This window comes from Streptomyces marianii (genome assembly GCF_005795905.1).
Taxonomy (GTDB): Bacteria; Actinomycetota; Actinomycetes; order Streptomycetales; family Streptomycetaceae; genus Streptomyces; species Streptomyces marianii.
In genome coordinates this window covers 7135528-7158303 of record NZ_VAWE01000001.1, presented here as the reverse complement: position 1 = coordinate 7158303, position 22776 = coordinate 7135528, and the positions used below count along the sequence as shown (strand labels likewise).

The 22776-nt window shown below is 71.2% G+C and carries 21 protein-coding genes and 3 pseudogenes; 5 read left to right on the top strand and 19 right to left on the bottom strand.

Annotation, left to right across the window (positions count from 1 at the left end):
• The first annotated feature begins 6 nt into the window (after window positions 1-6).
• Complete coding sequence (locus FEF34_RS32485) at window positions 7-528, top strand: hypothetical protein (protein ID WP_138056348.1); 522 nt, start codon at window positions 7-9, stop codon at window positions 526-528.
• Window positions 529-718: 190 nt separating this feature from the next.
• Here FEF34_RS32485 and FEF34_RS44510 read toward each other — a convergent pair.
• A pseudogene (locus tag FEF34_RS44510) lies at window positions 719-934 on the bottom strand (IS701 family transposase); the annotation flags it as partial.
• Window positions 935-1030: 96 nt separating this feature from the next.
• On the opposite strand from FEF34_RS44510, the pseudogene FEF34_RS42140 reads away from it, so the two are divergent.
• Window positions 1031-1168 (top strand): annotated as a pseudogene (locus tag FEF34_RS42140) (IS21-like element helper ATPase IstB); the annotation flags it as partial.
• 32 nt (window positions 1169-1200) lie between these two features.
• On the opposite strand, the pseudogene FEF34_RS32475 reads toward FEF34_RS42140, so the two are convergent.
• A pseudogene (locus FEF34_RS32475) lies at window positions 1201-1540 on the bottom strand (DUF5959 family protein).
• Between the two features lie 372 nt (window positions 1541-1912).
• Between FEF34_RS32475 and FEF34_RS32470 the strand changes: the two are divergent.
• Together FEF34_RS32470 and FEF34_RS32465 are read left to right on the top strand one after the other, a co-directional pair.
• Window positions 1913-2128 (top strand): hypothetical protein, encoded by a 216-nt coding sequence (locus FEF34_RS32470; RefSeq protein WP_138056346.1) that lies wholly within the window; start codon window positions 1913-1915, stop codon window positions 2126-2128.
• 123 nt (window positions 2129-2251) lie between these two features.
• A complete protein-coding gene (locus FEF34_RS32465; RefSeq protein WP_138056345.1) occupies window positions 2252-2950 on the top strand; it encodes a class I SAM-dependent methyltransferase in 699 nt (232 codons plus the stop codon).
• Window positions 2951-3031: 81 nt separating this feature from the next.
• Here FEF34_RS32465 and FEF34_RS42135 read toward each other — a convergent pair whose 3' ends face one another.
• The 15 genes from FEF34_RS42135 to pyrR form a co-directional block, all read right to left on the bottom strand.
• Complete coding sequence (locus tag FEF34_RS42135) at window positions 3032-3406, bottom strand: hypothetical protein (RefSeq protein ID WP_199800766.1); 375 nt, start codon at window positions 3404-3406, stop codon at window positions 3032-3034.
• Between the two features lie 454 nt (window positions 3407-3860).
• Complete coding sequence (locus FEF34_RS32455; RefSeq protein ID WP_138056344.1) at window positions 3861-6029, bottom strand: primosomal protein N'; 2169 nt, start codon at window positions 6027-6029, stop codon at window positions 3861-3863.
• 118 nt (window positions 6030-6147) lie between these two features.
• Window positions 6148-7356, bottom strand: a complete 1209-nt coding sequence (gene metK, locus FEF34_RS32450) for a methionine adenosyltransferase (protein ID WP_138056343.1) — start codon at window positions 7354-7356, stop codon at window positions 6148-6150.
• A 341-nt stretch (window positions 7357-7697) separates the two neighbouring features.
• Complete coding sequence (gene coaBC / locus FEF34_RS32445; protein WP_138056342.1) at window positions 7698-8900, bottom strand: bifunctional phosphopantothenoylcysteine decarboxylase/phosphopantothenate--cysteine ligase CoaBC; 1203 nt, start codon at window positions 8898-8900, stop codon at window positions 7698-7700.
• 137 nt (window positions 8901-9037) lie between these two features.
• Entirely contained in the window at window positions 9038-9310 is a 273-nt protein-coding gene (rpoZ, locus tag FEF34_RS32440) for a DNA-directed RNA polymerase subunit omega (protein WP_005319902.1), read from the bottom strand.
• 40 nt (window positions 9311-9350) lie between these two features.
• Window positions 9351-9914: a guanylate kinase gene (gmk, locus tag FEF34_RS32435; protein ID WP_138056341.1), complete on the bottom strand. Its 564-nt coding sequence runs from the start codon at window positions 9912-9914 to the stop codon at window positions 9351-9353.
• Between the two features lie 38 nt (window positions 9915-9952).
• On the bottom strand, window positions 9953-10276 hold the full coding sequence (locus FEF34_RS32430; protein ID WP_093658266.1) for an integration host factor: 324 nt from the start codon (window positions 10274-10276) through the stop codon (window positions 9953-9955).
• Between the two features lie 418 nt (window positions 10277-10694).
• The gene (gene pyrF, locus FEF34_RS32425) at window positions 10695-11537 is read right to left on the bottom strand and encodes an orotidine-5'-phosphate decarboxylase (RefSeq protein WP_138056340.1); all 843 of its coding nucleotides are present in this window, start codon (window positions 11535-11537) and stop codon (window positions 10695-10697) included.
• Window positions 11534-12646 (bottom strand): quinone-dependent dihydroorotate dehydrogenase, encoded by a 1113-nt coding sequence (locus tag FEF34_RS32420; protein WP_138056339.1) that lies wholly within the window; start codon window positions 12644-12646, stop codon window positions 11534-11536. The genes pyrF and FEF34_RS32420 overlap by 4 nt, the downstream gene beginning before the upstream one ends.
• A gap of 84 nt (window positions 12647-12730) precedes the next feature.
• On the bottom strand, window positions 12731-16039 hold the full coding sequence (carB, locus tag FEF34_RS32415; protein WP_138056338.1) for a carbamoyl-phosphate synthase large subunit: 3309 nt from the start codon (window positions 16037-16039) through the stop codon (window positions 12731-12733).
• A complete protein-coding gene (gene carA, locus FEF34_RS32410; RefSeq protein WP_138056337.1) occupies window positions 16032-17198 on the bottom strand; it encodes a glutamine-hydrolyzing carbamoyl-phosphate synthase small subunit in 1167 nt (388 codons plus the stop codon). The genes carB and carA overlap by 8 nt, the downstream gene beginning before the upstream one ends.
• Window positions 17195-17827, bottom strand: coding sequence for a PH-like domain-containing protein (locus tag FEF34_RS32405; RefSeq protein ID WP_138056336.1), 633 nt, complete (start codon window positions 17825-17827; stop codon window positions 17195-17197). The genes carA and FEF34_RS32405 overlap by 4 nt, the downstream gene beginning before the upstream one ends.
• A complete protein-coding gene (locus FEF34_RS32400; protein ID WP_138056335.1) occupies window positions 17824-19110 on the bottom strand; it encodes a dihydroorotase in 1287 nt (428 codons plus the stop codon). Before FEF34_RS32400 ends, FEF34_RS32405 begins: the two co-directional genes overlap by 4 nt.
• 2 nt (window positions 19111-19112) lie before the next feature.
• Window positions 19113-20093, bottom strand: a complete 981-nt coding sequence (locus FEF34_RS32395) for an aspartate carbamoyltransferase catalytic subunit (RefSeq protein ID WP_138057862.1) — start codon at window positions 20091-20093, stop codon at window positions 19113-19115.
• Window positions 20094-20180: 87 nt separating this feature from the next.
• Window positions 20181-20756: a bifunctional pyr operon transcriptional regulator/uracil phosphoribosyltransferase PyrR gene (pyrR, locus tag FEF34_RS32390; protein WP_138056334.1), complete on the bottom strand. Its 576-nt coding sequence runs from the start codon at window positions 20754-20756 to the stop codon at window positions 20181-20183.
• A gap of 220 nt (window positions 20757-20976) precedes the next feature.
• Here pyrR and bldD point away from each other — a divergent pair, with 220 nt between their 5' ends.
• Entirely contained in the window at window positions 20977-21477 is a 501-nt protein-coding gene (gene bldD / locus FEF34_RS32385) for a transcriptional regulator BldD (protein WP_017945577.1), read from the top strand.
• Between the two features lie 270 nt (window positions 21478-21747).
• On the opposite strand, the gene nusB is transcribed toward bldD, so the two are convergent.
• Together nusB and efp are read right to left on the bottom strand one after the other, a co-directional pair.
• The gene (gene nusB / locus FEF34_RS32380) at window positions 21748-22176 is read right to left on the bottom strand and encodes a transcription antitermination factor NusB (protein ID WP_138056333.1); all 429 of its coding nucleotides are present in this window, start codon (window positions 22174-22176) and stop codon (window positions 21748-21750) included.
• 2 nt (window positions 22177-22178) lie between these two features.
• A complete protein-coding gene (efp, locus tag FEF34_RS32375; RefSeq protein ID WP_018892597.1) occupies window positions 22179-22745 on the bottom strand; it encodes an elongation factor P in 567 nt (188 codons plus the stop codon).
• Window positions 22746-22776 lie beyond the last annotated feature (31 nt).

Genomic DNA, 22776 nt, shown 5'->3' with positions numbered 1-22776 from the left:
TTGTTCATGGCCGACCACGCAACCCACGACGCCCAGGCCCGGGCAAGTCTGCATCTGTTGGTGCGGGACATCGAGCGGGTCCGCCGGCAGGTGGATGCTCTGCGCACGCTCACGGCCCAGTTGGGGAACGTCTACCGTCCGCGTCGCTCGGGCCCGTCCACGGGCTTCGTCGTCTACGGCCGGGCGCCCGCCCCGACCGTCCGTCTGGCCCAGGAACTGCGGGACAGCGTCGAGACGTTGGTGACCGCCGCGGTCGACTTCGACCGCTCGCTGGGCTTCTCGTGGGACGCGGTGGGCTCGGCTCTCGGCGTCACCAAGCAGGCGGTGCACCGCCGTTACGGATCACGGCGGACCACGCCGCAGCCCACCGCCGTGCCCGCCGAGCCGGAGCAGGGGGCGACCCGCACGATGCCCGTCGCCCCCGCGGTACCTGCGGCACGTTCCATGCCACCGCAGCCGGCGCCCGGCGCCCACCCCCTCCGCGAGGAGGTCCGCCCGAGCGCCTTCCCCGGCCCGCGCAACGGCTGACCCCTCCCCCGACCGCCCCGGCGCACCCTCGCGGACGCCGGGGCGGTGCCGTGCGGGGGCGGCACGCCGGCGGACGGCGCCGCGCGCGGCGCCGCACCACGCGGGTGCGCCGCGGCCGCGAACGGTGACGGGACGTTCCGGCAGGTGGTTCGGACCCGATACCGACCGGCGCGGATGCGCTTCCGACCGCCCAGTCGGAGAGGTTGACCAGGCGCTGGACACCGTCCGGGCGGAGCTGGCCGATCCACTCGGCCGGCGTCCAGCCGTTCTTCTCCAGAGGAGCGACCAGCCCCTCCAGGTAGTCCAGCGCCCGATCGCGCGGCTCGAACCTGCCAAAACGGTGGGCAAACCGGGCATGCAGCCCGGCAATCCCCTCCGACCACGACTCAACCTGTTCGACCGTCAGCGCATCAGCACACAGTCACCGTCAAACGGCCGAGACTGATCGTCACCCCAGATGCGGTTGCAGTATTGACCGCTGTACCGATGTTCCGATCGGCCGAAGACCTTCACCAACCCACGCCTCTGCGCGGCCATCGTCGCCCGCCTTACCTTCGGCGGCAACATCATCGAACCCGGCACCGACTCCTACCGCCTCGCCACCACCCGAGCCCGCGCCGAACAGCAAGCGGCCAGCTGACAAGCGCGCTGAGCAGCACCGCACCAGGACCGCTAGCCCGCAAACGCCCGCCGCAGCTTCTCAGGACGCGCACGCTGATCATCGATCCAGCCAGCCGCCGGGAAGAGGGGCAAGCTGACCGTCACCTGCGACGACGGGCTGTCATGGACTGACACCAGGGCGCAGCGGCTTGATCTTGAGCTGAACCGTCCGCCCCGAGTTCAGCCACGACACGAACCGATTCCCGGCGAGCACCCCCAGGGCCCCCTCCCGGTCATCGAGGTTATCGGACGTGACATAGACGGAGAAGCTGCCCTTGACGATCTCGGCCTCCACGACGAACTCGCAGTCCAAGATGTCTCTGCCAGGGGATGGCAGCTTCAGCACACGCATAGAGGCAACGTGGCCGCTGGTCCCCGGCGGGATCGGCCAGATGAATCAGCTCGCCCAGGTCGTTTTCCACCACAGCCCCGCTCCACCGGCCTCGAACGGAAGCATCATTCCTGAGCCCGCCGACACGCGCAGTGCCGAGGTGGTGTTACTGATTCTCGCCAACACTCCGCAGCCAGTTGATCACCCTCTGCTGCCGCAACTCCACGACAGTCGTCCTTCGTTGTCACCTACGAAGCCAGAGAGCCGCCGTCCCCGCTGCCGGAGCCCGTCGCCGACCTGATGCGGGCCTACATCCGGTCTCGACAACACATGCCCTACGCCAGTAGCAGAAGCTCACAGTGGCTCTTTCCTGGCCGCCGGCCCGGACAGCCCATGAACCCGGTCAGCCTCCAGGTCCCCCTCCGAAAGACTGGCGTCCCGGCGCCGCAGCGAGGCAGGACTTCCGCGATCCGCCAGCACTTCAAGAACGACGGCTCCGTGATCAAGACGGCCCACATCATCGCGGCCGACGGCTGGGAGGTCGACCTGTCGCTGTGGGCGGACGCCGCCGAGTGCGGCCCGTGCCACCCCGGCAACGACTCGCACTGACCACACCGTAGCGCGGGCGCTTCGGGGTACTCCAGTTTGGACGGCCGGGGCCCCGAAGCGCGCCCGGGGTGAGATTTCGCCGAAGTCGCCCGCTGTCGGGTAGTGGCCGCCAGGATAGGGCGGGTGACATCCAGCACCGCAGACCTCTGGCACCACTACGGCCGCGCCCGCGCCTCCAGCGACCGCGCTGTTCCCGACACGTTCTACTGGAACTGGGGCCAGGACGCCGGGCCCGGCACGGAGGTCCTGGGAGACCTGACCGACTGCTATGTGGGCGACCTCGGCGCTGGCGCCACCCGGCACGCCGCACACCTGGCGGTTCATCACCAGCCCGCCCGGGTCATCGCCCTCGACGCCTCGCCCGCCCAGCACGCCAGGGCAACCGACCTGTACGCCCACCTCGCGCCGCGCCTGCTCATTGTGCAATCCGAGGCGTTGCCCCACCTCCAGGCGATGCGCGACACGTACGACGTGCTGTACAGCATCTTCGGAGCCCTCGACTTCACCGACCCGCGCCAGCTGTTGCCCGCGGCGGCCGCCGCCCTCAAGCCGGGCGGGCGGCTGGTGTTCGCAACTCTCGCCCACTACCTGAGCGGGGCGCCCGCCCAGCCCGATGTGGTGGCCGCCCAAGTCCCGGCGAAGACACCGGACGGCGAGGAAGCCACGATGTGTCGCTGGGTGCTCCAGGAGCAGGTCTGGACCAAGCTGCTCGACGAGGCCGGGTTCACCAGGATTACCGTCGATGTGCTGCCCGCCACCACCGACGGGCCGCGCACCGCCGACACGCTGCTGGTGAACGCGTACCGCCCGTCCTGTTACTGAGATTCCACGCGTGATGTCGCAGACGGAGTGTGCCTGAACTGGGACGCTCGTCGGCTCTGGCGAGACCTCACGCAAAGATCATCAGTAGACGCTCGCGGTCGGGTTGCTCCGATGTTCGCATTTGTCGGCGTCCACTGGCGGGGTGGGCGCCCGTCGCGGCCCCGGCATCACAACAGTCGGCGACCACGAGGCCCAGTAAGCGGTCATCTCGATGTAGGTGCCGGTGGTGGTGAGGTCCTGTCCGCCGGAGCGGAACACCAAGGAGTTGAGCGTGATGTTCAGAAGCTTCTCGAAGCGCTTCCCGGTGAACCTGTCCCCGGCCGGGTTCTTCGGGTCCTGCTTGTCGAGCTCGAAAGTGACCGTGCCGCCGCCGGGCTCTCTCGCCTCAGGTTCAGGTCGCTCCTGACGCTCCGCCCATCGGTCCGCCACAGCGTCGAGGCCTCCGGAACGGCGCAACTCCACCAGTGTCGTCAGATCCCGCGCGGCGGATCCGACGACACTGAGCGAACGCGGCCCACGGCGTTGGATCTCCCGCGGACCGGCAGCAGCCGGCTGTGAGAGATCGTGTGCGCGCAGCCGGCCTGACTGCCGCTGAAGAAGGCCAGGTCTACCAGACCGGTTGAGCCGTCGAGGTTGACGAAGATGATCCGCTGCGGCTCCGGGTCGGACTCCGCTCGCCCTGCGGCGCTGTCGCACGAACTGTGCCGATCACCGCCTGCCCGCACCGGCCCGACCGCCCCGGGGCCCGTCGCGCGGCCGGGCTCGGCCACGTCGTTCCCGCCCGGCCGCGGACGCCGCATGGTGCGGACGGCACGTCGGAGGCCCCGGAGGCAGCGGAGGGGCAGGCCCACGAGCACCCGGCCGGGCCCTGCCTCCCGGTCAGCCGATGTCCGGTGCCGCCTCCTCCCCGTCAGCCGATGTCCGGCGGGTCCACTCTGATCCGTACCGGATCTCCACCGCCCCGCGCGAGCCTGGCGGCCTGGGCGGACTTCAGCGCGGCGGCGAGCGCGGCGCCGCTGCCGGGCGGTACGCGCAGCAGAGCGCGTTCCCACTGCTCCCCCGGCCGAGGCCCTGATGGGGAAGCCGGGGGCGGGTCGCCCGGCCGGCGTGAACGCCCCGGCGAGGGCGACGGCAGAGGCACCGGTCCCAGCACCTCCGCGTCGTCGGGCAGGGACGCCGTGGCGAGAAAGCCCGCGACCGCCTCCGCCCGGCCGGTCACCGAGGCCATCCGCGACACCGGCGGGAAGCCCAGCTCGGCGCGCTCGGCCAGCTCGCGCTGGGCGTGGCCGACCGGGTCCCATCGCACCAGGGCCTGGACGGGGCGCAACGTGGGCTCGGCGACCACGACGACCGTGCCGCCCTCCGCCTGACCCCGCACCAGCGAGGCGGCACCCGTCCAGCGCCGCAGCGCCTCCTCGCCCGCGCGCAGATCGGGACGCCCGAGCATCGCCCAGCCGTCGAGCAGCAGTGCGGCCGCGTAGCCGCCCTCGGCGACGGGCTCGGCGCCCGGTGTGCTGACCACCAGCGCGGGACGGCCGGGTACGGAGTCCAGCACATGGTCGCGCCCCGACGTCCGCACCGGCACCGCCGGGAACGCCCTGCCCAGCTCCTCCGCGGTTCGCCGGGCCCCCACTATCCGTGCGCGCAGCCGGGCCCCGCCGCACTCGGCGCAGTGCCAGCCGGAGGCGTCCCGTCCGCACCAGCCGCACCTGAGGTCCTGCTCCCGTGGGGCCTCCAGGGGGCCTGCGCAGTGCGCGCAGCGCGCGGGCGCCCGGCAGCGCTCGCAGGCCAGCCTCGGCACATATCCGCGGCGGGGCACCTGGACCAGCACGGGTCCGGTGCGCAGGCCGTCCCGGACGGTCTGCCACGCCAGAGACGGCAGTCTGGCGGCCCGTGCGGCCTCGTCGCGCGCGAGCTCGCCGTCGCCGACCGTGCGGATCAGCGGCGCGGCGCGGCGCACCTGTTCCCGGCCCGCCGCCAGGGGCCGCGCCCAGCCGGTCTCGACGAGCTGGGCGGCCTCGACCGTGCAGCTGACGCTGCCGAGCAGGAATCCGCAGCGTTCGTGCGCGGCACGCAGCAGCAGGACCTCCCGCGCGTGCGGCAGCGGCGCGTGCTGCTCGCTGTGGCTGGAGTCGCCGTCGTCCCATATCGCGACCAGCCCCAGGTCGTGGACCGGCGCGAACATCGCCGCGCGCGTCCCCACCACCGCCCGCACGGAGCCGCGCCGTACGGCGAGCCACTGCCCGTACCGCTTCTCGGGGCCCGCGTCCGCGGTGAGCACCGCGTGGCGTCCCTCACCGAGCAGGCCGGTCAGGGCCGCGTCCACCCGGGCGACGGCCCGCCCGTCCGGGACGACCACCAGTGCGCCCCGGCCGGACGCGAGGGCCGCCGCGACGGCTCCCGCCAGTTCGCCGGCCCAGTGCGGGCCGGGGAGCGCCGTCCACACGGCCCTCGGCGCGCCGCCCTCCGCCAGGGCGTGCAGAAACGCCGGCCCCTGGTCGTAACGGGTCCAGGTGCCCGGCTCCGGGACCACCGGAGGGGGCAGTGGAGGGGGCGACGGCCGGGACTCGGCGCGTGCGCTCCTGGGCGGCACGGCGAGCTGCAGCACGTCGGCGAGGCTGCCCGCGTAGCGGTCCGCGACCGCTCTGGCCAGGCCGAGCAGCCCGGGGCCGAGCACTGGCTCGGGCGAGACCACGTCCGCGAGGGCGGCGAGCGGGCCCGGGTAGTCGGAGTCGGCCCGTCGCTCGACGATGAAGCCGTCGATCAGCCGGCCGCCTTCGCGGCGGCCCTCCCGGACCTGGTGGGACCCCGCGCCGAAGCGCACCCGGACACGGACTCCGGGTCGCGCGGCCTCGTCCAGTTCCTCGGGCACCGCGTAGTCGAAGTACTGGTCGAGGTGCAGCACGCCCTTGTTGACCACGACCCGTGCCACCGGGAGTTCCCCGGCGAGCGCCGCCCCGCGCCAGGTGCGCGGCTTGGCCCGCGGCTTCGCCGCCTTCCGTACGGTCTCCCGGATGAGCGCAAGCTGCTCCGGCGAACCGTCCCCGGGCCGCTCGGAGGCTTCGTCGTCGCTGCTCACAGCCACATTCCTACCAGACGGCACCGACAGCGCCCGGGCCTGCGCACCCGGGCCCGTCGAACACGCGAGGGGCCCCGGACCTGTCCGGTCCGGGGCCCCTCGTGCCGAGCGGGTGCCGTCAGAGGCCCGCCGCCGCGCGCAGCGCGTCGACGCGGTCCGTACGCTCCCAGGTGAAGTCGGGGAGCGTACGGCCGAAGTGGCCGTAGGCGGCTGTCTGGGAGTAGATCGGGCGAAGCAGGTCGAGGTCGCGGATGATCGCGGCCGGGCGCAGGTCGAAGACCTCTCCGATGGCGTTCTCGATCTTCTCGACGTCGACCGCGGCGGTGCCGAAGGTCTCGACGAACAGGCCGACGGGCTCCGCCTTGCCGATCGCGTACGCGACCTGGACCTCGCAGCGCGAGGCGAGGCCGGCGGCCACGACGTTCTTGGCGACCCAGCGCATCGCGTAGGCGGCCGAGCGGTCGACCTTGGACGGGTCCTTGCCGGAGAACGCGCCACCGCCGTGGCGGGCCATGCCGCCGTAGGTGTCGATGATGATCTTGCGGCCGGTCAGGCCGGCGTCGCCCATCGGGCCGCCGATCTCGAAGCGGCCGGTCGGGTTGACCAGCAGCCGGTAGCCGTCCGTGTCCAGCTTGATGCCGTCCTCGACGAGCTCCTTCAGCACGTACTCGACGACGAACTCACGGATGTCCGGCGCGAGCAGCGAGTCCAGGTCGATGTCGGACGCGTGCTGCGAGGAGACCACGACCGTGTCGAGACGGACGGCCTTGTCGCCGTCGTACTCGATGGTGACCTGGGTCTTGCCGTCCGGGCGCAGGTACGGGATGGTGCCGTTCTTCCGGACCTCGGAGAGACGGCGGGACAGCCGGTGCGCGAGGTAGATCGGCAGCGGCATCAGCTCGGGGGTCTCGTCGCAGGCGTACCCGAACATCAGGCCCTGGTCGCCGGCACCCTGCTTGTCGAGTTCGTCGTCATCGCCCTCGACCCGGCTCTCGTAGGCGGTGTCGACACCCTGGGCGATGTCGGGCGACTGGGACCCGATGGAGACGGAGACACCGCAGGAGGCGCCGTCGAAGCCCTTCTTCGAGGAGTCGTAGCCGATCTCGAGGATCTTGTTGCGCACCAGCGTGGGAATGTCCGCCCACGCCTTGGTGGTCACCTCACCTGCGACGTGCACCAGGCCGGTGGTGATCAACGTCTCCACGGCGACGCGCGACGTGGGGTCCTCGCGAAGCAGTGCGTCGAGAATGGTGTCGCTGATCTGGTCAGCGATCTTGTCGGGGTGACCTTCGGTCACGGACTCCGAGGTGAACAGGCGACGGGACACAACGCTCCCTGGGGTTGCAGCGGCTGCTGGCTGATCATTGGTGGACCGGCCGGGGGGCTGCGCCCCGCGTCGTGTCCGAGGGACAGTTTATCGGGCACTCCCGTCGACCGGACCAGCGTCTCGCACCCTGGGCGGCCCACCGTCGGCCGAATCACCCGTCGCCCGGGCACGGGCGACGGCGACATGCGCCCGGAAGGGGCGGATTCGCCAGATTTGACGCGTCCTTCGCGAGGGATGAGAAATTCATTCCGGATTCACCCGGTTCCGGCGTGTCCACCGGGCGGGACCCGGGAGTGAGCGCTTCGTCACACCCCGCCACCGGGACCGCCGCGCGGGGCGCGTCACGCCAGCCGGGCCCCGACCAGGTCCCAGACCGTGTCCGCGAGTCCTTCCTTGGGTCCGTACGGAACCGGTGTCTCGGCCCCGTCCGCGGCCAGGACCACCGCCTCGTTCTCCTCCGAGCCGAAGGTCTTCCGCTCCCCCACCTCGTTGACGACCAGCAGGTCGCAGCCCTTGCGGCGGAGCTTCTCCCGGCCGTTGGCGAGCACGTCGTCGGTCTCGGCGGCGAAACCCACCACCAACTGCCCCGGACGGGCCCGCTCCGCGGAGATCTCGGCGAGGATGTCGGGGTTGCGCACCAGCGCGATCGGCGCGGGCTCCTGGCCATCCCTCTTCTTGATCTTTCCCTCGGCGTACGCGGCCGGGCGGAAGTCGGCGACGGCCGCGGCCATCACGACCACGTCGGCGTCGGCGGCGGCCTTCAGCACCGCCTCACGCAACTGCACCGCGGTGCCGACGTGGACCACGTCGGCGCCGGCCGGGTCGACCATACCGGTGTTGGCCTCGATCAGTGTCACCCGGGCCCCGCGGGCCGCGGCGGTGCGGGCCAGCGCGTAGCCCTGCTTGCCGGAGGAGCGGTTCCCCAGGTACCGGACCGGGTCGAGCGGCTCGCGGGTCCCGCCCGCGCTCACCACCACGTGACGGCCGGCGAGATCCGGGGCGGCCGCGCCGCGGGCCAGCACCCTGCGGCAGACCTCGAAGATCTCACCGGGCTCCGGCAGCCGGCCCTTGCCGGTGTCGACGCCGGTGAGCCGGCCGACCGCGGGTTCGACGACGACCGCGCCGCGGCGGCGCAGCGTCGCCACGTTCTCCCGGGTGGCGGGGTGCTCCCACATCTCGGTGTGCATCGCGGGCGCGAAGACGACCGGACAGCGGGCGGTGAGCAGGGTGTTCGTCAGCAGGTCGTCGGCGAGGCCGTGGGCGGCCCTGGCGAGCACGTCGGCGGTGGCCGGGGCGACGACGACGAGGTCGGCACCCTGCCCGATCCGCACGTGCGGGACGTCGTGGACGTCCGACCAGACCTCGGTGGAGACCGGGTGCCCCGAGAGGGCCGACCAGGTCGCGGCACCGACGAACTGGAGCGCGGAGGCGGTGGGCACCACCCGGACGTCGTGTCCGGACTCGGTCAGCCGGCGCAGCAGCTCGCACGCCTTGTAGGCGGCGATGCCGCCGCTGACACCCAGAACGACCTTCGGCTTGTCCACTGCGTCTCCCGCTCCCCACCGATGGCGATACGTATCGCCTCTATGACACACCACAGGCCCGGCGGATGCTCCGCCGGGCCTGTGGTGACAGTGCCGCTTGCTCCCGGGGGCGACTGCGGCCGGCCCCGGGCCGGGTACTACTGGGCCGGGCCCTCGATGGCCTCGGAGGTCAGCAGGCCCGCGTTGATCTCGCGCAACGCGATCGAGAGCGGCTTCTCATGCACGTGGGTGTCCACCAGCGGACCGACGTACTCGAGGAGACCCTCACCGAGCTGCGAGTAGTACGCGTTGATCTGACGCGCGCGCTTGGCCGCGTAGATCACCAGGCTGTACTTCGAGTCGGTCGCCTCGAGCAGCTCGTCGATCGGCGGGTTGATAATGCCCTCGGGCGCGGTGATGGAAGAGGACACGCTCTAGCCTTCCGAAGAAACTACGGGGAAATCAGAAAGATCAGACAACTTCCATCAAGGCTAGCAGCTCGCGCGCGACGTCCTCGACGGAGGTGTTGACCAGGGTGGTGTCGAACTCGGACTCCGCGGCCATCTCGACCTTCGCCGCCTCGAGGCGGCGCTCGATGACCTCGGGGGCCTCGGTACCGCGGCCGGTGAGGCGGCGGACCAGTTCGTCCCAGCTCGGCGGGGCCAGGAAGACCAGCTGGGAGTCCGGCATGGACTCCTTGACCTGACGCGCGCCCTGGAGGTCGATCTCCAGGAGCACCGGTTCGCCTGCCTCCAGGCGCTCCTGGACCGCACGGCGCGGAGTGCCGTAGCGATTGCCCGCGAACTCTGCCCATTCCAGCAGCTCGCCGTTGGCGACCAGTTTGTCGAACTCGTCGTCGCCGACGAAGAAGTACTGGACACCGTGACGTTCGCCGGGGCGCGGCTTCCGGGTGGTGGCCGACACCGAGAGCCAGACCTCGGGGTGGACCTTGCGCATATGGGCGACGACCGTGCTCTTGCCGACCCCGGAGGGGCCGGAGAGCACGGTCAGCCGCGGACGTACCTCTGCTGCCATGCAGCGATTATCCAGGTTCTCGGGAGTGCCCGGGAACGTCAGGCGGCGCCGCCGCCGAACTCGCGCTCGAGCGACGCGATCTGGTTCGAGCCGAGACCCCGCACACGGCGGCTCTCGGAGATGCCCAGTCGCTCCATGATCTGCTTGGCACGGACCTTGCCGACGCCGGGGAGCGACTCGAGCAGGGCGGAGACCTTCATCTTGCCGATGACGTTGTTCTCCTGGCCCTGCTTGATGACCTCGTGGAGGGAGGCGCCGGAGTGCTTGAGTCGATTCTTGACCTCGGCCCGCTCCCGGCGAGCCGCGGCGGCCTTTTCGAGCGCGGCTGCGCGCTGTTCAGGGGTAAGGGGCGGAAGAGCCACGCCTACGTCACCTCGGATGTCGAACTGTCGGATACGGACCGGTGAGGAACCTAGTCGGCTCTCACCAGGCGAGCAACGAACAACGCAGTGGCCGTTGCATCGCTGACTCTCGACGGAGACTAGCGGCCGAGACCGCTCCAGTCAGCGAGAACAGCGGAAAAGTCCTGGTCAGCATCGGCCGACCTGGATATTCCAGACATACTGACCCGCTTTCTGTCAAGAAAGCGTCGGTCGAAGACGCAGATGAGGGCCCTGCCGAGTGCTTCGGCAGGGCCCTCGGAGGGCATGGCTCCGCCCCGGAGAGCCGGTCCCGACCCCGGGGCGGGCCCCCGGAACCGACCGGGAGCAGCCTCGGAACGGACCCGAACGTCTCCCGGACGGCTGGGGCACGGGTTCCCGGGCCGTCCCTCGCGTACGCCTACGCGCCGTCGACCGCTGCACGGACCTCGTCGGCGAAGCGCTCCGCGGCCCCGCGCAGGGAGGCCGCGTCCGGTCCGTGGCGCAGGATGCCGCGGCTGACGCTCGGCACGACGTTGCGCACGGCGGGACCGAAGACGCCGGGCAGGTCGGCGGGGGTCGCGCCCTGGGCGCCGATGCCCGGCGCGAGGAGCGGGCCGTTGATGTCCAGGTCCACGCCCGCGTCGCCGAGCGTGGCGCCGACCACGGCGCCGACCGGGCCCATCGGATCCGCCCCGGCGTTCTCGTCGGCCATGTGGTTCAGCATGAGCTGGGCGAGCGAGCCTCCGCCGGACGCGGTGGCGCGCTGGACCTCGGCGCCCTCCGGGTTGGAGGTCAGCGCGAGGACGAACACCCCGCAGCCGCTGAGGACGGCCTGGTCGAGCGCCGGGCGCAGCGAACCGAAGCCGAGGTACGGCGACACCGTCACGGCGTCGGAGAAGAGCGGCGAGTCCTTCCGGAGGAACGCCTCCGCGTAGGCGCCCATGGTGGAGCCGATGTCACCGCGCTTCGCGTCCATCAGGACCAGTGCGCCGGCGGCCCGGGAGTCCTCCACGGCCTTCTCCAGCACCCCGATGCCGCGCGAGCCGAAGCGCTCGAAGAACGCGGACTGCGGCTTGAGGACGGCGACCCGGTCGGCCAGAGCCTCGACCACCGTACGGGTGAACCGTTCCAGGCCGTTGACGTCGTCGTTCAGCCCCCAGGCGGTGAGCAGTGAGGCGTGCGGATCGATCCCCACGCACAGGGGGCCGCGGGTGTCCATGGCGCGGCGCAGACGGGTGCCGAACGGTTCCAGAGGGCTCATGAGGTGGCTGCCTTTCGGGTCTCGGCGCCGACGGCCTCGGCAAGGGTGGCGTAGGGGCTCGCGGCGAGCCGGGCGGCCAGGCCCTTGTGGACGGCCCGGGCGTAGAACGGGCCCTCGTAGACGAAGGCGCTGTAGCCCTGGACGAGCGTGGCCCCCGCCAGGATGCGCTGCCAGGCGTCCTCGGCGTTCTCGATGCCGCCGACACCCACGAGGGTGATGCGGTCGCCCACTCGCGCGTACAGGCGGCGGAGCACCTCCAGGGAGCGCTCCTTGACGGGGGCGCCGGAGAGCCCACCGGTCTCCTTCACCAGCGCCGGGTCCGACTTCAGGCCGAGACCGTCGCGGGCGATGGTGGTGTTGGTGGCGATGATGCCGTCGAGGCCCAGCTCGACGGCGAGGTCCGCGACGGCGTCCACGTCCTCGTCGGCGAGATCCGGGGCGATCTTGACCAGGAGGGGGACGCGGCGGCCGGTGACCGTGCGGTCGGCGGCCTCGCGCACCGCGCTGAGCAGGGGGCGCAGCGCCTCCGTGGCCTGGAGGTTGCGCAGGCCGGGAGTGTTCGGCGAGCTGACGTTGACGACGAGGTAGTCCGCGTGGGCGGCGAGCCGCTCGGTGGAGGTCACGTAGTCGCCGACGGCCTCGCCCTCGGGGACGACCTTGGTCTTGCCGATGTTGACGCCGACGACCGTCCGGAAGATCTCCCGGCGGGCGGCGAGCCGGGCGGCGACGGCGGCGGAACCGTCGTTGTTGAAGCCCATGCGGTTGATCAGCCCCCGGTCCGGCACAAGGCGGAAGAGCCTCTTGCGGGGATTGCCCGGCTGGGGCTGTGCCGTGACGGTGCCGATCTCGACGTGGTCGAACCCGAGCATGGACATGCCGTCGATGGCGACGGCGTTCTTGTCGAACCCGGCGGCCAGCCCGAACGGGCCGTGCATCCGCAGCCCCAGGGCCTCGGTGCGCAGTTCCTCGTAGCGGGGTGCGAGCACGGCGGCGACGAACGTACGCAGCACCGGGACGCGGACCGCGAGCCGGATCCACCGGAAGGCGAGGTGGTGGGCCTCCTCCGGGTCCATCCGCTTGAAGACCAGGTTGAAGAAGAGCTTGTACATCTCAGTGGTGTCCTGTGTGTCCTCACGAGGACGGGTGTCCTCACGAAGAGGGGGACACCGGTTCGGTGTCCCCCTCGTGGGCTGCTAGTCGCGGGCCGCGGTCAGCTGCTCCGCGTGTTCCTGGAGCGAACGGACGCCCACCCCGCCGAGGTTGAGCGCGTCGATGCCCTGGACCGCCGCCGCGAGCGCCTGGACCGTCGTCAGGCAGGGCACGCCGCGGGCCACGGCAGCGGTGCGGATGTCGTAGCCGTCGAGACGGCCGCCCGTGCCGTAGGGCGTGTTGACGATGAGGTCGACCTGACCGTCGTGGATGAGCTGGACGATGGTCCTCTCCCCGCCGGGACCCTCGCCCTCGGACTGCTTGCGCACGACGGTGGCGTGGATGCCGTTGCGCTTGAGCACTTCGGCGGTGCCCGACGTGGCGAGCAGTTCGAAGCCGTGCGCGACCAGCTCCCGGGCCGGGAAGATCATCGAGCGCTTGTCCCGGTTGGCGACCGAGATGAAGGCGCGGCCCTTGGTGGGCAGCGGCCCGTAGGCCCCGGCCTGCGACTTGGCGTACGCCGTGCCGAAGACGTTGTCGATGCCCATGACCTCGCCGGTGGAGCGCATCTCCGGGCCGAGGACCGTGTCGACACCGCGTCCGTGGATGTCGCGGAAGCGGCTCCACGGCATCACGGCCTCCTTGACGGAGATCGGGGCGTCCAGCGGGAGCGTGCCCCCGTCGCCCTGGGCGGGCAGCAGGCCCTCCTCGCGCAGTTCGGCGATGGTGGCGCCGAGCGAGATCCGGGCTGCGGCCTTGGCCAGCGGCACGGCGGTCGCCTTCGAGGTGAACGGGACGGTGCGGGAGGCGCGCGGGTTGGCCTCCAGCACGTACAGGATGTCGCCGGCCATCGCGAACTGGATGTTGATCAGTCCGCGCACCCCGACGCCGCGGGCGATGGCCTCGGTCGACGCCCGCAGCCGCTTGACGTCGAAGCCGCCGAGCGTGATCGGGGGCAGGGCGCAGGCCGAGTCGCCGGAGTGGATGCCGGCCTCCTCGATGTGCTCCATGACGCCGCCGAGGTACAGCTCGGAGCCGTCGTACAGCGCGTCCACGTCGATCTCGATGGCGTCGTCGAGGAAGCGGTCGACCAGGACCGGCCGGTCCGGACCGATCTCGGTGGACTCCGAGATGTACGCCTGGAGCCGGGTCTCGTCGTAGACGATCTCCATGCCGCGGCCGCCGAGCACGTACGACGGGCGCACGAGCACCGGGTAGCCGATCTCGTCGGCGATGGCCTTGGCCTCGGTGAAGGTGGTCGCGGTGCCGTGCTTGGGCGCCGGGAGACCGGCGTCGGCGAGGACCCGGCCGAAGGCGCCGCGGTCCTCGGCGGCGTGGATGGCCTCGGGGGACGTGCCGACGATCGGGACGCCGTTGTCCTTCAGGGCCTGCGAGAGACCCAGCGGGGTCTGTCCGCCGAGCTGGACGACGACGCCGGCGACCGGTCCGGCCAGCTGCTCGGCGTGCACGATCTCCAGGACGTCCTCCAGGGTGAGCGGCTCGAAGTAGAGCCGGTCGGAGGTGTCGTAGTCGGTGGAGACCGTCTCGGGGTTGCAGTTGACCATGACGGTCTCGTAGCCCGCGTCGTGGAGCGCGAAGGAGGCGTGGACGCAGGAGTAGTCGAACTCGATGCCCTGGCCGATGCGGTTCGGGCCGGAGCCCAGGATGATCACCGCGGGCTTCTCGCGCGGGGCGACCTCGGACTCCTCGTCGTAGGACGAGTAGAAGTACGGGGTCCTCGCGGCGAACTCGGCTGCGCAGGTGTCGACGGTCTTGTAGACCGGGCGGATGCCCAGGGCGTGGCGTACCTCGCGGACGACGTCCTCGCGCAGGCCGCGGATGCCGCCGATCTGGGCGTCCGAGAAGCCGTGCCGCTTGGCCTCGGCCAGCAGCTCGGGGTCGAGCTTCTCGGCGGCGGCCAGGTCGTCGGCGATCTCCTTGATCAGGAAGAGCTGGTCGACGAACCACGGGTCGATCTTCGACGCGTCGAAGACCTCCCGCTGGGTGGCTCCGGCGCGGATGGCCCCCATCACCGCGTTGATCCGGCCGTCGGTCGGGCGGCCCGCCTCGCGCAGCAGCTCGTCCTTGTCGCCGGGCTCGCCGGTGAAGTCGAACTGGCTGCCCTTCCTCTCCAGGGAGCGCAGCGCCTTCTGCAGGGCCTCGGTGAAGTTGCGGCCGATGGCCATGGCCTCGCCCACGGACTTCATCGTCGTGGTGAGCGTGCTGTCCGCGGAGGGGAACTTCTCGAAGGCGAAGCGCGGGGCCTTGACGACCACGTAGTCAAGGGTCGGCTCGAAGGAGGCCGGCGTCTGCTCCGTGATGTCGTTGGGGATCTCATCCAGGGTGTAGCCCACGGCGAGCCGGGCCGCGATCTTCGCGATCGGGAATCCGGTGGCCTTGGAGGCCAGCGCGGAGGAGCGGGACACACGCGGGTTCATCTCGATGACGATGACCCGGCCGTCCTCGGGGTTCACGGCGAACTGGATGTTGCAGCCGCCGGTGTCGACACCCACCTCGCGGATGACGGCGATGCCGATGTCGCGCAGGGTCTGGTACTCACGGTCGGTCAGCGTCATCGCGGGCGCGACCGTGATCGAGTCGCCGGTGTGCACGCCCATGGGGTCGAAGTTCTCGATGGAGCAGACGACCACGACGTTGTCGTTCTTGTCGCGCATCAGCTCCAGCTCGTACTCCTTCCAGCCGAGGATCGACTCCTCCAGGAGCACCTCGGTGGTGGGAGACAGGGTCAGGCCCTGGCCGGCGATGCGGCGAAGCTCGTCCTCGTCGTGCGCGAAGCCGGAGCCGGCGCCGCCCATGGTGAAGGAGGGGCGGACGACCACGGGGTAGCCGCCGAGGGTCTCGACCCCCTTGAGCACGTCGTCCATGGAGTGGCAGATCACCGAGCGGGCGGACTCGCCGTGGCCGATCTTGCGGTTGACGGCCTCGACGACCTCCTTGAAGAGGTCGCGGTCCTCGCCCTTGTTGATGGCCTCGACGTTGGCACCGATCAGTTCGACGCCGTACTTCTCCAGCGTGCCGCCCTCGTGCAGGGAGATCGCCGTGTTGAGCGCGGTCTGGCCGCCGAGGGTGGGCAGGAGCGCGTCGGGGCGCTCCTTGGCGATGATCTTTTCGACGTACTCGGGGGTGATCGGCTCCACGTACGTGGCGTCGGCGATCTCCGGGTCGGTCATGATCGTCGCCGGATTGGAGTTCACCAGGATGACGCGCAGGCCCTCGGACTTGAGGACCCGGCAGGCCTGGGTGCCGGAGTAGTCGAACTCGGCTGCCTGACCGATGACGATCGGGCCGGAGCCGATGACCAGGACGGACTGGATATCGGTGCGCTTAGGCACGCTGGCCCTCCATCAGGGACACGAAGCGGTCGAACAGGTACGCGGCGTCGTGCGGGCCCGCGGCCGCTTCGGGGTGGTACTGGACGCTGAAGGCCGGCTGGTCGAGCAGCTGGAGGCCCTCCACCACGTCGTCGTTGAGGCAGACGTGGGAGACCTCGGCGCGGCCGTAGGGGGTCTCGGAGACCTTGTCGAGAGGGGCGTCCACGGCGAAGCCGTGGTTGTGCGCGGTGACCTCGACCTTGCCGGTCGTACGGTCCTGCACGGGCTGGTTGATGCCGCGGTGGCCGTACTTGAGCTTGTACGTGCCGAAGCCCAGCGCCCGGCCCAGGATCTGGTTGCCGAAGCAGATGCCGAACAGCGGTGTCCCGCGTTCCAGCACCCCCCGCATGACCGAGACGGCGTGGTCGGCGGTGGCCGGGTCGCCCGGGCCGTTGGAGAAGAACACGCCGTCGGGGCCGACCGCGTACACGTCCTCGACGGTGGCGGTCGCGGGCAGCACGTGCACCTCGATGCCGCGCTCGGCCATGCGGTGCGGGGTCATGCCCTTGATGCCGAGGTCGACTGCGGCGACGGTGAACTTCGCCGTGCCGAGCGGTACGGCTTCGCCGTCGGGGCCGATCGCGGGGACGACGTACGTCTCCTTCGTCGCGACCTCCGCCGAGAGGTCGGCGCCCTTCATCTCGGGCGCCTGGCGGACCTCGGCGAGCATCGTGCCCTCATCGGGAAGCGCGTTGCCGGAGAAGATGCCGACGCGCATCGCGCCGCGCTCCCGCAGGTGGCGGGTGAGGGCGCGGGTGTCGACACCGCTGATGCCGACCACGCCCTGGGCCGCGAGCTCCTCGTCGAGGGAGCGGCGGGAGCGCCAGTTCGAGGGGACGCGGGCGGGGTCCCGGACGACGTAGCCGGACACCCAGATGCGGGCCGACTCGGGGTCCTCGTCGTTGACGCCGGTGTTGCCGACGTGCGGGGCGGTCATCACCACGACCTGGCGGTGGTACGACGGATCGGTGAGGGTCTCCTGGTAGCCGGTCATGCCGGTGGAGAACACCGCCTCGCCGAAGGTCACCCCCACGGCCCCGTAGGCGCGGCCGCGGAAGGTGCGGCCGTCCTCCAGGACGAGTACGGCGGGAACGCGGGTTCCCCTGGTGGAGGTCGTCATCGTGCGGCGCCTTCCGTCGTGTCGTTCGTGGTCATGGAGTTGAGGGCCTCGACCCAGGCCGTGTGCCCGGCCGCCCGGTCGGAGCGGAAACCGGAGTCGATCAGCCGGCCGCCGTGCTCCCAGGTGACGATCAGCAGACCGCCCTCGGTGAGGACCTTCCCGGCGATCCCCTTGTCGAGACGGGCCCCGCGCAGGGCCGCGGCCGGGATGAAGAAGTCGGTGGCCCCGGGGCGGACGACGTCGAGTCCGGCGTCGGTGAGCGTCAGCTCGGCGCGGCTGCGGTTGCCGAGGCCCCGGGCGACGATCCGGTCGAGCCACTGCCCGGCGGTCGTGGAGCCGTGGTAGCGGCCGCTGAGCCGGAGCCCGGCCGCACCGGCGTCCCCGGGCATACCGGCCGACGGCGGCTCGCCGCCTCCGTCGTCAGTGGCGGCGGACGGGCGGACGGGGAGTTCGGGCAGCCCGGACTGGAGCTCGCCCCGCCACTTCCACCCCTGGCGCATCAGCCAGTAGACGAGGGCGACGAAGAGCAGCAGTCCGGCGACCCAGCCGAGCCGTGCGGCCCAGTCGGTCACCTCCGCCGACTTCCGCTCGACCTCTTCGGCCGCCTGAATGATCAGTGGTGTCGTCACGCCAGCTTCCCGTCCATGAGCGTCGCGCGGCCCCGCAGGAACGTGTGGGTGACGCGCCCCGGCAGCTCACGGCCCTCGTAGGGGGTGTTGCGGCTGCGGGAGGCGAAGCCCGCGGGGTCCACGGTTCCACGGTATGCCGGATCGAGCAGGGTGAGGTTGGCGGGCTCACCTGCCGAGACGGGCCGGCCGTGGCCCTCGGCGCGGCCGATCCGGGCGGGCTTGAACGACATCCGGTCGGCGACGCCCTCCCAGGTCAGCAGCCCGGTGTCGACCATCGTGTGCTGGACGACGGAGAGCGCGGTCTCCAGGCCGACCATGCCCATCGCGGCCGCGGCCCACTCGCAGTCCTTGTCCTCGTGCGGGTGCGGAGCGTGGTCCGTGGCGACGATGTCGATCGTGCCGTCGGCCAGGGCCTCGCGCAGCGCCATCACGTCGCGCTCGGTGCGCAGGGGCGGGTTGACCTTGTAGACGGGGTCGTAGGTGCGGACCAGTTCGTCGGTGAGGAGCAGGTGGTGGGGGGTGACCTCGGCGGTGACGTCGATGCCCCGGGACTTGGCCCAGCGGACGATCGCGACGGAGCCGGCGGTCGACAGGTGGCAGATGTGGACGCGGGAGCCTACGTGCTCGGCCAGCAGCACGTCCCGGGCGATGATCGACTCCTCGGCGACGGCCGGCCAGCCGCCCAGGCCCAGTTCGGCGGAGACGACGCCCTCGTTCATCTGGGCGCCCTCGGTGAGCCGGGGCTCCTGCGCGTGCTGCGCCACGACGCCGCCGAAGGCCTTCACGTACTCCAGCGCCCGGCGCATGATCACGGCGTCGTCGACACACTTGCCGTCGTCGGAGAACACGGTGACGGCGGCGGCGGAGTCGTGCATGGCGCCGAGTTCGGCGAGCTTCCTGCCCTCCAGGCCGACGGTGACGGCGCCGATCGGCTGGACGTCGCAGTAGCCGTGCTCCCGGCCGAGGCGCCACACCTGCTCGACGACTCCGGCGGTGTCGGCCACGGGGAAGGTGTTGGCCATGGCGAACACGGCCGTGTAGCCGCCGCTCGCGGCCGCGCGGGTGCCGGTGAGGACCGTCTCGGAGTCCTCACGGCCGGGCTCGCGCAGGTGGGTGTGCAGGTCGACCAGGCCGGGCAGCAGGATCCTGCCCTCCGCCTCGACGACCGTGGCGTCGCCGGCCGCGATCCCGGTGCCGACCTCGGCGATGGTCTCGCCGTCGACCAGTACGTCCCGCGCCTCGCCGCCCAGCACCTTCGCGCCACGGATAAGGATCTTGCTCATCGTTACTTCGTCTCCTCGGTACGGGCGTGGGTGACGGCGGGCTCGTTGCCGCCGAGAAGCAGGTAGAGGACCGCCATCCGGGTGTGCACGCCGTTGGCGACCTGTTCGACGGCGGTGCAGCGGTCGGAGTCGGCGACCTCGGCGGTGATCTCCATGCCGCGGACCATGGGCCCGGGGTGCATCACGATGGCGTGCTCGGGCATCCTCGCCATGCGGTCCCCGTCCAGTCCGTAGCGCCGCGAGTACTCGCGCTCGGTCGGGAAGAAGGCCGCGTTCATACGCTCGCGCTGCACCCGAAGCATCATCACCGCGTCGCTCTTCGGCAGCGTGCTGTCCAGGTCGTAGGAGACCTCGCAGGGCCAGTGCCCGACGCCGACGGGCAGCAGGGTCGGCGGCGCGACCAGGGTGACCTCCGCGCCGAGGGTGTGCAGCAGGTCCACGTTGGACCGGGCGACGCGGCTGTGCAGGATGTCGCCGACGATCGTGATCCGCCTGCCCGAGAGGTCCTGCCCGAGCCCGGCCTCCCGCCCGACGAGGCGGCGGCGCATGGTGAACGCGTCGAGCAGCGCCTGGGTGGGGTGCTGGTGGGTGCCGTCACCGGCGTTGATGACCGCGGCGTCGATCCAGCCGGAGGTCGCGAGCCGGTAGGGGGCACCGGAGGCGCCGTGCCGGATGACGACGGCGTCGACGCCCATCGCCTCCAGGGTCTGGGCGGTGTCCTTGAGCGACTCGCCCTTGGAGACGGACGAGCCCTTCGCGGCGAAGTTGATGACGTCCGCGGACAGCCGCTTCTCGGCCGCCTCGAAGGAGATCCGGGTCCTGGTCGAGTCCTCGAAGAAGAGGTTGACGACGGTCCGGCCGCGCAGGGTGGGCAGCTTCTTGATCGGCCGGTCGGCGACCCGGGCCATCTCCTCGGCGGTGTCGAGGATCAGGACGGCGTCGTCACGGGTGAGGTCTGCGGCCGAGATGAGGTGACGCTTCATCTGGGTGTGCTCCAGGGTGTGGAGATGTGCGGGCATGCGGGCGCGCGAGCGCTGCCCGTGGGGCGGGACGGGGGCCGGACCGGTTTGCTACTGCTCGCCGGCCCGGGCTGTCTCCCGCACGCCCAGGAGCACGGTGTCGCGACCGTCCTCCTCGGAGAGCTGGACCTTGACCGTCTCCCGCAGCGACGTCGGGAGGTTCTTGCCGACGTAGTCGGCGCGGATGGGCAGCTCGCGGTGGCCCCGGTCCACCAGGACCGCGAGCTGGACGGCGCGCGGACGGCCGATGTCGTTCAGCGCGTCGAGAGCGGCGCGGATGGTGCGGCCGGAGAAGAGCACGTCGTCGACGAGGACGACCAGCCGGCCGTCGATGCCGTCGGCCGGGATGTCCGTCCGCGCGAGCGCACGGGCGGGACGGAGCCTCAGGTCGTCGCGGTACATGGTGATGTCGAGCGAGCCGACGGGGATGGTGCGGCCGGTGATCCCGGCGAGCTTGGCGGCGAGCCGGTCGGCCAGGAAGACGCCGCGGGTCGGGATGCCGAGGAGCACCACGTCGTCGGCGCCCTTGGCGCGCTCGACGATCTCGTGGGCGATGCGGGTCAGTACCCGCGCGATGTCGGGGCCCTCGAGAACGGGGCGCGCGGCATCGGAAGCGTGTGCGTCCATACGAAACGGACCTCCTTCTCCGCCTCACGGGACGGACCTTAAAGGACGTCGGATTTTGCGACGTCCACGCTACCAGGGTCCGCGGGAGGCCCCGACCACCCCCTCGGGAGGGGCGTACGGACCATTCGGCTTGACGCAGCCAAGTAACGCTGCGTAACCTTCACAGTGAGTGACCAGCCGCGCGGCCGAGCCGCACGTGATACAGCGTCCGGGGAGCTATATGTCCAGCGAATACGCAAAACAGCTCGGGGCCAAGCTCCGCGCCATCCGTACCCAGCAGGGGCTCTCGCTCCACGGGGTGGAGGAGAAGTCCCAGGGCCGCTGGAAGGCCGTCGTCGTCGGGTCGTACGAGCGCGGGGACCGCGCCGTGACGGTTCAGCGCCTGGCCGAGCTGGCGGACTTCTACGGTGTTCCGGTGCAGGAGCTCCTTCCCGGCACCACGCCGGGCGGTGCCGCCGAGCCGCCGCCGAAGCTCGTTCTCGATCTCGAGCGTCTTGCCCACGTCCCCGCCGAGAAGGCCGGACCGCTGCAGCGTTATGCGGCGACCATCCAGAGCCAGCGCGGGGACTACAACGGCAAGGTGCTCTCTATCCGCCAGGACGACCTGCGCACGCTCGCCGTCATCTACGACCAGTCGCCGTCGGTACTCACCGAGCAGTTGATCAGCTGGGGCGTGCTGGACGCCGACGCGCGTCGCGCTGTCGCCCACGAAGAGGGCTGACGCCGCAACAGCAGAAACGTTGCCGCCGGGCCGTGGGAGGGGCTACCACCCGCGGCCCGGCGGTGTTCTGTCCGATGCCCGCGCCTCCGGGACCGCCCTCCGCGCCTACCCCGGGCCGGCACCACGGCGAGCGACTGCCCGGAGCCCGGCCTGCGGGGCTGGCTCGGGTGCGCCTTCGTGGACGGCCCCTTCACGACGCCCGGGAACGCCGAAGGCCCGCAGCACCACGGTGCTGCGGGCCTTCGTGGCTCGGCCCGGCTCCAGCAGGGCCTACGCGTCGCGCAGGGTCGGCTTCAGGTCCTTGAAACGCCCCAGCAGGCCGTTCACGAAGGACGGCGACTCGTCCGTGGAGAACTCCTTGGCGAGCTGCACCGCCTCGTCGATCACCACGGCGTCCGGGGTGTCGTCCACCCAGACCAGCTCGTACGCGCCGAGCCGCAGGATGTTGCGGTCCACGACGGGCATCCGGTCGAGCGTCCAGCCGACCGCGTGCGTGGCGATCAGCTCGTCGATCCGGTGCGCGTGCTCCGCGTACCCCTCGACCAGCTCCATCGTGTACTCGTTGACCGGCGGCTGACGGGCGTCGGACCGCGAGTGCCGGACCCAGTCCGCGAGGACCTCCTGCACGGAGGCACCGCGCTGGTCGGCCTCGAAGAGGATCTGGAAAGCACGCTTGCGGGCCTTGTTGCGGGCAGCCACGGTTAGCTGTTCACCCGGCCGAGGTAGTCGCCGGAACGGGTGTCGACCTTGATCTTCTCACCGGTGGTGATGAAGAGCGGGACCTGGATGGTGTAGCCGGTCTCCAGGGTGGCGGGCTTGGTACCGCCCGTGGAGCGGTCTCCCTGGACGCCCGGCTCGGTCTCCTGGATGACGAGCTCGACGGCGGCCGGCAGCTCGACGTAGAGCACCTCGCCCTCGTGCGTGGCGACGGTGGCGGTGAAGCCCTCGATGAGGAAGTTGGCGGCGTCCCCGACGGCGTTGCGGGCGACGTGCAGCTGGTCGTACGTCTGCATGTCCATGAACACGAAGTACTCGCCGTCCATGTACGAGAACTGCATGTCGCGGCGGTCGACGGTGGCCGTCTCGACCTTCACGCCGGCGTTGAAGGTCTTGTCGACGATCTTGCCGGAGAGCACGTTCTTGAGCTTGGTGCGCACGAAGGCCGGGCCCTTGCCGGGCTTGACGTGCTGGAACTCGACGACGGACCAGAGCTGGTCGTTGTCGAGCTTGAGCACCATGCCGTTCTTGAGGTCGTTCGTGGTGGCCACGGTTGCGGAATCTCCTGGACTGACGCTGGTG

What these genes read in the sequence shown, in the direction of transcription:
- FEF34_RS32485 (WP_138056348.1), top strand. Translation starts at nt 7, where the DNA reads ATGGCCGACCACGCAACCCACGACGCCCAGGCCCGGGCAAGTCTGCAT.
- FEF34_RS32470 (WP_138056346.1), top strand. Translation starts at nt 1,913, where the DNA reads ATGAACCCGGTCAGCCTCCAGGTCCCCCTCCGAAAGACTGGCGTCCCG.
- gmk (WP_138056341.1), bottom strand. Translation starts at nt 9,914, where the DNA reads ATGGCAGCAGAGGTACGTCCGCGGCTGACCGTGCTCTCCGGCCCCTCC.
- pyrF (WP_138056340.1), bottom strand. Translation starts at nt 11,537, where the DNA reads ATGAGCCCTCTGGAACCGTTCGGCACCCGTCTGCGCCGCGCCATGGAC.
- FEF34_RS32420 (WP_138056339.1), bottom strand. Translation starts at nt 12,646, where the DNA reads ATGTACAAGCTCTTCTTCAACCTGGTCTTCAAGCGGATGGACCCGGAG.
- carA (WP_138056337.1), bottom strand. Translation starts at nt 17,198, where the DNA reads ATGACGACCTCCACCAGGGGAACCCGCGTTCCCGCCGTACTCGTCCTG.
- FEF34_RS32400 (WP_138056335.1), bottom strand. Translation starts at nt 19,110, where the DNA reads ATGAGCAAGATCCTTATCCGTGGCGCGAAGGTGCTGGGCGGCGAGGCG.
- FEF34_RS32395 (WP_138057862.1), bottom strand. Translation starts at nt 20,093, where the DNA reads ATGAAGCGTCACCTCATCTCGGCCGCAGACCTCACCCGTGACGACGCC.
- pyrR (WP_138056334.1), bottom strand. Translation starts at nt 20,756, where the DNA reads ATGGACGCACACGCTTCCGATGCCGCGCGCCCCGTTCTCGAGGGCCCC.
- bldD (WP_017945577.1), top strand. Translation starts at nt 20,977, where the DNA reads ATGTCCAGCGAATACGCAAAACAGCTCGGGGCCAAGCTCCGCGCCATC.